Here is a 6,290-nt window from a genome sequence, read left to right on the forward strand (position 1 = left end):
ACGACGTAGGCCGGGCCCTCGAAGTGGAACAGGTCCTCGTCGATTCCGGCCGTCTTGAGGATCGCCCCGTCCGGTGCGAGATTGCCGCGCAGCACGCACAGGCCGCCTTCGACGGTGTAGGCGTGCTCCTTGTCCCGGATGCAGCCGTCGGCGGCGTCGGTGTCGAGGGAGTCCCAGCGGTTGCTGGTGGAGAACGGCTCGGTGGTGCGCACCCCGCCCGGAGCGGCGTGGAACAGCTCGATCGCCGCGTCGGTCGCGGTGCCGCTGCGGATGTCCCAGTCGGCCAGGTACTCCTTGAGCGACGGCGAGTGGATGGGGGCGACGTTCTGGTTGAGCAGCCCGGCGCGGTTCAGCTCGCCGAGGATCGCCGGGATGCCGCCGGCCCGGTGCACGTGCTCCATGTAGTACTTGGGCGAGTTCGGGGCGACCTTCGCCAGACACGGCACGTTGCGCGAGATGCGGTCGATGTCGTGCAGGGTGAAGTCGATCTCGGCTTCCTGCGCGGCGGCCAGGATGTGCAGGACGGTGTTCGTCGAGCCGCCCATGGCGACGTCGAGGGCCATGGCGTTCTCGAAGGCCTCGCGGGAGGCGACGTTGCGCGGCAGCACCGACTCGTCGTCGTCGCGGTAGTAGCGGGTGGCGATGTCGACGATCAGCTCGCCGGCCCGGGTGAACAGGTCGCGGCGGGCGACCTGGGTGGCCAGGGTCGAGCCGTTGCCCGGCAGCGAGAGACCGAGGGCCTCGGTCAGACAGTTCATCGAGTTGGCGGTGAACATGCCCGAACAGGAACCGCAGGTGGGACAGGCGGAGCGTTCGACGTTGAGCAGGTCCTCGTCGCCGACGGTGCTGTCGGCGGAGGCGGTGATCGCATCGACCAGGTCCAGGCCGGGGTGCACCACGCCGTTGACGACGACGGATGTGCCGGCCTCCATCGGGCCGCCGGAGACGAAGACCGTCGGGATGTTCAGCCGCAGGGCGGCGTTGAGCATGCCCGGGGTGATCTTGTCGCAGTTGGAGATGCAGACCAGGGCGTCGGCGGTGTGCGCGTTGACCATGTACTCGACCGAGTCGGCGATGATCTCGCGGGACGGCAGCGAGTAGAGCATGCCGCCGTGGCCCATCGCGATGCCGTCGTCGACGGCGATGGTGTGGAACTCGCGGGCCACGCCGCCGGCCTTGCTCACGGCCTCGGCGACGATCTCGCCGACGTTCTTCAGGTGCACGTGACCGGGCACGAACTGGGTGTACGAGTTCGCGATCGCGACGATTGGTTTGCCGAAGTCGTCGTCGGTCATACCGGTGGCGCGCCAGAGCGCGCGGGCGCCGGCGGCTTCCCGGCCGATCGTGGTGGTGCGAGACCGCAGGGCAGGCATGAAATCCCTCACTAAATGTTGAAACCTCGTCCGGTGTTCGGGGGGCTGGGAGAACACCGGCGACAAGTGGAAATAGTCCTGGTCATTCTACGCCCCGCGGGCCATCGATTATTCCCGCGTCCGGCGGTGCCTCAGATACCGAGAACGGCCTTGGCGATCGAGAAGTAGATGATCAGGCCGGTGGCGTCACAGAAGGTGGAGATGAACGGGGTGGAGAAGACCGCCGGATCCACCCGCACCATGCGGGCGATCAGCGGCATCAGGCCGCCCACGGAGGCGGCCATGGTGCAGACCGAGACGATGGTCAGGCCGATCACCGCGCCGATGTCGAACTCGTAGACGCCCCAGGCCACCAGGAAGCCGGCCAGGCCGAGGGCGGCGCCCAGTGTCAGGCCGACCCGGACCTCCTTGCCGAGGACCTTGCCGACGTCGCGGGGGCCGACCTCGTCGGTGGCCAGGGCGCGGGTCACCGTCGTCGCCGCCTGGGAGCCGGTGTTGCCGCCGATACCGGTGAGCAGTGGGATGAACAGGGCCAGGGCGACCTTCTGTTCCAGGGTGCCCTCGAAGATCTCGAGGACGTTGACCGTCAGGATCGCGGACACCGCGAGGACGAACAGCCACACCACACGGGCTTTGGTGATCGCCAGGATCGAGGCCTGCAGGTACGGCGACTTCAGCGGCTCGCGGGCACCGGCGCGCGCCTCGTCCTCGTCGCGGGCGGCGTCGACCACTTCGATCGCATCGTCGAGGGTGAGGACGCCGATGAGTCGCTGTTCGGCGTCCACGACGGGCATGGCGAGGATGCCGCGGTCGACGCAGCGTTGCGCGGTGGGCTCGGCGTCGGCGTCGACGCGGGCGAAGATCGGCTTCTTGGCCAGCTCGCCCACCCGGCGGTCGGGATCGTTGAGGAGCAGATCACGCAGGCTGACGACACCGAGTAGCCGCCTCGCGTGGTCGACGACGGGCACGGTGTAGATGGTCGAGGCCTGATGGCCGCGGGCCTTGACCCGGGTCAGGGTCGCCTCGACGGTGTCGTCGTCGAAGGCGTGCACGAACTCCGGGCTCATCCGGCGGCCGACGGAGCCGCGCGGGAAACCGAGCACCACCGCGGTGGCATCGCGCTGCTCGCGGGAGAGGTTGCGGATCAGCGCTTTGGCGACGGTCGCCGGGAGCTCGTCGAGCAGTTCGGCACGATCGTCCGGCTCGAGGTGGTCGAAGGCCTCGGCCACCTCGGCGGTGCCGAGCGCTTCGATCAGTTCGGCTTGCGGGGTGGACGCGAGATCGTCGAAGACCTTGACCGCCTGGTCCTTGGCGAGCAGCCGGAAGGCGATGCTGCGGCGCTGCGGATTGAGCAACTCGAGCATGGCGGCGACGTCCTGTGCGGCGAGGTCGCTGAGGATCGACGAGGCTTCGGCCAGACGGTTCTCGGCGAGCGCCTGATCGAGCTCGCGCGTCTGCAGGGCAGTCATGAGCCCGATTGTCTCAGTGCCCGCGTGTCGGCGCCCGTCGGCGGACCGACCGGGCACGAATGTCCGCGATCGGGCAGGCTCGCGCCCGGGTGCCGGCGCAGCCCTCTTGCCCCGGGCCGCACCGGCACCCGTTCGTTCGGGCGCTCTCTTTATGGAGTTCTCAATCAACGTGTGCCCGCCCCTGGGAGCGAGCTGGGTCAGCGGTCAACCAGCGAAGAAAAGCGTTCTACCCCTTGGTCATTGAGCGCACACTCGGTCGTCGTGCGTGCGGCCCCCCGGTCGTCGAGTGCCCGGCGAGGCGCTAGCCGAGACGGGCGTATCGAGACGAGGAAGCGAAACGGTCAGGCCGCAGCATGCTCGTAGAGGGTCATCGTTCTCCGGGCATTGGAACGGATCAGTTCGCGGCGGCGCTCCGGATGCTCGGGATCGACAGGTGGCCGAAACCACGGGTGGCGATCCGGACCGAGCAACACCTCCCAGCCGGTGTGATGCACCATCGTGTGATGCGCGCGGCACAGGAGAACTCCGTTGTCGAGGCAGGTCCGACCGCCTTCACTCCACGGGGTCATATGGTGACCGTCGCACCACTTCGCCGGCCGATCACAGCCCGGGAACGCGCAACCACGGTCACGCACTTCGAGAGCTTTGCGGAGCTTGCCGGTGAACAAACGCTGATTGCGACCGACATCAAGCGGCACGCCCTCCGAGTCGACGAGGACTTCGGAGACGGCGGCGTCGCAGGCGATCAGTTCCGCTGAGGTGGCGGTGATCGGTCCACCGAAGCCGAGGGAATCGGCCGGCGGCACAATGCCGTCGGGCAGTTCCGGGATGGCGATCTCGAGGCCGCTGCTGATGACCGGTGCCTGCCGAACAACGGTCACGGTCGGCAGCACGCCACCGGAAGTCGGGCGGTCGTAGCCGTACAGGTACGCGCGCACCACCTCCGCGAGGGCATCACCGCGACGACGAGCCGCAGAGCGCGGATCAGCGGAACCGTCGGGCTGCGGGATCGGTTTGGTCAGCGGATCAAGCGCGGTCACAAGAGCGTCGCCGTTGAGGACGTCGAGGTCGACGGTCGCGGTGTAGCGGCCGTCGTCGGTCTGCACGAGGGTCATCTCGTTCAGCTCGGTGTTCTCGGCGACCGGCACCGCACCCTCCGGCAGCGATTCGGGCTCGGGGGCGAGTTCGATGGCGAACGCGCGGGCACGGGTCATCACTGCGGCCGGGTTCAGCTGCACCGAGAGGGTGCGGATGATCGTCTCGCGCTGCTCTTCGGAGATCTTGACGCGCCGTCGGACGTGTTCAGTGCCCTTCACGATGGCATCGGCGAACTCGCAGGAAACGGCACCGTCGCGCATGCCGGCGGCGACGGTCGGGAACCGGTGCAGGGCACGGCCGAGCCGGCCCATACGCTGGGCCACCACCGGGGCGACGCCGATCGCGAGCAGCAGATCGGGTCCGGTCTTGAGTTTCCGGCGCAGCGGGATCCGCTGATGCTCGGCCAGACCGATCAGGAAGGCGAGGAGGTAGTCGAGGACGTTGCGGAGCCGGACGACAGCGACGATCAGGTTCAGCACGACGGTGTCGTCCACGCCGGGGCGGGTGTTCTCGAGTCGGTCGAGGAGCGAGCCGTCGCCGGCGACGCCGGGCGAGAACTCGTCGACGAGTCGGTCGGTGAGGCTGTTCAGGTGGTGTGCGTCCATGTGGGTCTCACTTGGGGTTAAGCACAAGGTGCGATTCAGGTAAGGAATCGACTCGGTCGACAGGTGCGCTGGGGGTGGGCGCGGTGTCGGTCGGGTCGGGTTGGATGTGGTGGTCCGCCGAAGGTGTTCAGTTGTGGTTACCTTCTACGGTACGCGCCATACCTCATGGGCACAAGTGTTCGAGTAGGGTTTTTCGAACAATTTTTTGGACGACCTGTTTGCGCAGTTCAGTGTGGTTTATTGGTCTCGATGCACCCGGCTCCGCTAGCGCTCCGCCGGGCACTCGACCACCGGGAATGGGACACCTACTCCCTCTGGAGTCACTCGACCACCAGCCCGGCGCCACGGACGAAAGAGTGGCGCCTTTCCGTTGGTCGTCGAGTACCGCCGAGCTTGCGAGGCGGTGTACCGAGACGGGTGCGCGGTGTGGCCTCGGTGCACCCGCTCCTTCGTCGCGAGCACTCGACCACCAGCGGGGCGCGGCCACCAGCGGGGCGCGGCCACTAACGGGCGCGCGACTGCAAACGGGGGCGGGACCATGAATCGGGATGCGGAAAGCCCTCCGGACCAGGCGGATCCGGAGGGCTTTCGGCGAGAAGAGGGGGTCAGCCGCGGGCGGCGAGACGCGCCTCGCGGGCGGCGGCGTAGGGGTCGGGGACCCGGCCGCCGGAAGCCGCCGAGAGGCGGGGGAGTTCGCGGAAGGTGACGGCCGGCAGCCGCACCTTGCTGCCGTCGGCGCGCACCGCGCAGACCGAACGCCACTTGGGGAAGGCCAAGCCGTCGATCTCGTCCCAGTGCAGGCGGGTGCTGCCGAACATCCGGACGGCGGTCAGGCCGTCGGTGTCGGCGACGGTGCGCACCCGGTGGATCCACCAGGCCTGCGCGATCGGCACGACGATCGTCCAGGCGAACCACGGCAGTGAGACGCCCATGAAGATGACCGCCACGAGCAGGGTCATGAAGACGGTCATATAGGCCAGCCGGGGGATCGCGAAGACCGTCGGCTCGGCGACCGTCGGCGAGGTCTTGCGGGGAGTGGCACTGCGATTCGACACGGCACCATTGTGGCACGTAGGGGCGATTTGACTCGGCTCGGACCGCTGCCCTACCGTTGATGCGTGATGATTGAGAAGCTCCTCGTAGTAATCGGTCGGCGCGTCAACGCCTGAACCGGTCACTTCGTAGACCTTCGGAACTTCATCGACGCGCCCTCGCACAGCTTCCGCTGTCGGGGGTTTTTTACTTGTCAGGACTAGTGAACAGGATCGTGCAGTGAGCACTCCAACAGCACGCGGGTCGTCGCGGCCGTCGTCGCCGTCGACCGAATCTCTGCGCTCGGGTGCCACGGTGGCCCCCGAACGGGTCACCGGCGCCCAGTCGGTGGTCCGCACGCTCGAAGAACTGGGCGTCGAGATCGTCTTCGGCATCCCGGGCGGTGCTGTGCTCCCGGTGTACGACCCACTCCTCGACTCGCAGAAGGTCCGGCACGTGCTGGTCCGTCACGAGCAGGGCGCCGGCCACGCCGCCACCGGCTACGCACAGGTCGCCGGCAAGGCGGGCGTCATGATGGCGACCTCCGGCCCGGGTGCCACCAACCTGGTGACCCCGCTGGCCGACGCCCAGATGGACTCGGTCCCGGTGGTCGCGATCACCGGTCAGGTCGGCCGCGCGCTGATCGGCACCGACGCCTTCCAGGAGGCCGACATCTCCGGCATCACCATGCCGATCACCAAGCACAACTTCCT

At 68.0% G+C, this 6,290-nt stretch carries 5 protein-coding genes; 1 reads left to right on the plus strand and 4 read right to left on the minus strand.

The window, feature by feature from the left end:
- From ilvD to GX543_RS06810, 4 genes are all read right to left on the minus strand, one after another.
- The coding region (gene ilvD / locus GX543_RS06795) for a dihydroxy-acid dehydratase (RefSeq protein ID WP_290850795.1) at window positions 1-1,373 on the minus strand (1,373 nt) is incomplete at its 3' end.
- A 131-nt stretch (window positions 1,374-1,504) separates the two neighbouring features.
- Entirely contained in the window at window positions 1,505-2,842 is a 1,338-nt protein-coding gene (gene mgtE, locus GX543_RS06800) for a magnesium transporter (protein WP_290850797.1), read from the minus strand.
- Window positions 2,843-3,183: 341 nt separating this feature from the next.
- Window positions 3,184-4,545: an HNH endonuclease signature motif containing protein gene (locus GX543_RS06805; RefSeq protein ID WP_290850798.1), complete on the minus strand. Its 1,362-nt coding sequence runs from the start codon at window positions 4,543-4,545 to the stop codon at window positions 3,184-3,186.
- 605 nt (window positions 4,546-5,150) lie between these two features.
- On the minus strand, window positions 5,151-5,600 hold the full coding sequence (locus GX543_RS06810; RefSeq protein ID WP_290850799.1) for a PH domain-containing protein: 450 nt from the start codon (window positions 5,598-5,600) through the stop codon (window positions 5,151-5,153).
- A gap of 274 nt (window positions 5,601-5,874) precedes the next feature.
- On the opposite strand from GX543_RS06810, the gene GX543_RS06815 reads away from it, so the two are divergent.
- Window positions 5,875-6,290, plus strand: a 416-nt coding sequence (locus tag GX543_RS06815) for a thiamine pyrophosphate-binding protein (RefSeq protein ID WP_290850800.1), incomplete at its 3' end; no start/stop codon positions are given.

It is taken from the genome of Gordonia sp. (in: high G+C Gram-positive bacteria), from assembly GCF_012515855.1.
Lineage (GTDB): Bacteria > Actinomycetota > Actinomycetes > Mycobacteriales > Mycobacteriaceae > Gordonia.

Bases quoted from the DNA above. Each gene is read 5' to 3' on its own strand.
- mgtE (WP_290850797.1), bottom strand. From the start codon at position 2,842: ATGACTGCCCTGCAGACGCGCGAGCTCGATCAGGCGCTCGCCGAGAAC.
- GX543_RS06805 (WP_290850798.1), bottom strand. From the start codon at position 4,545: ATGGACGCACACCACCTGAACAGCCTCACCGACCGACTCGTCGACGAG.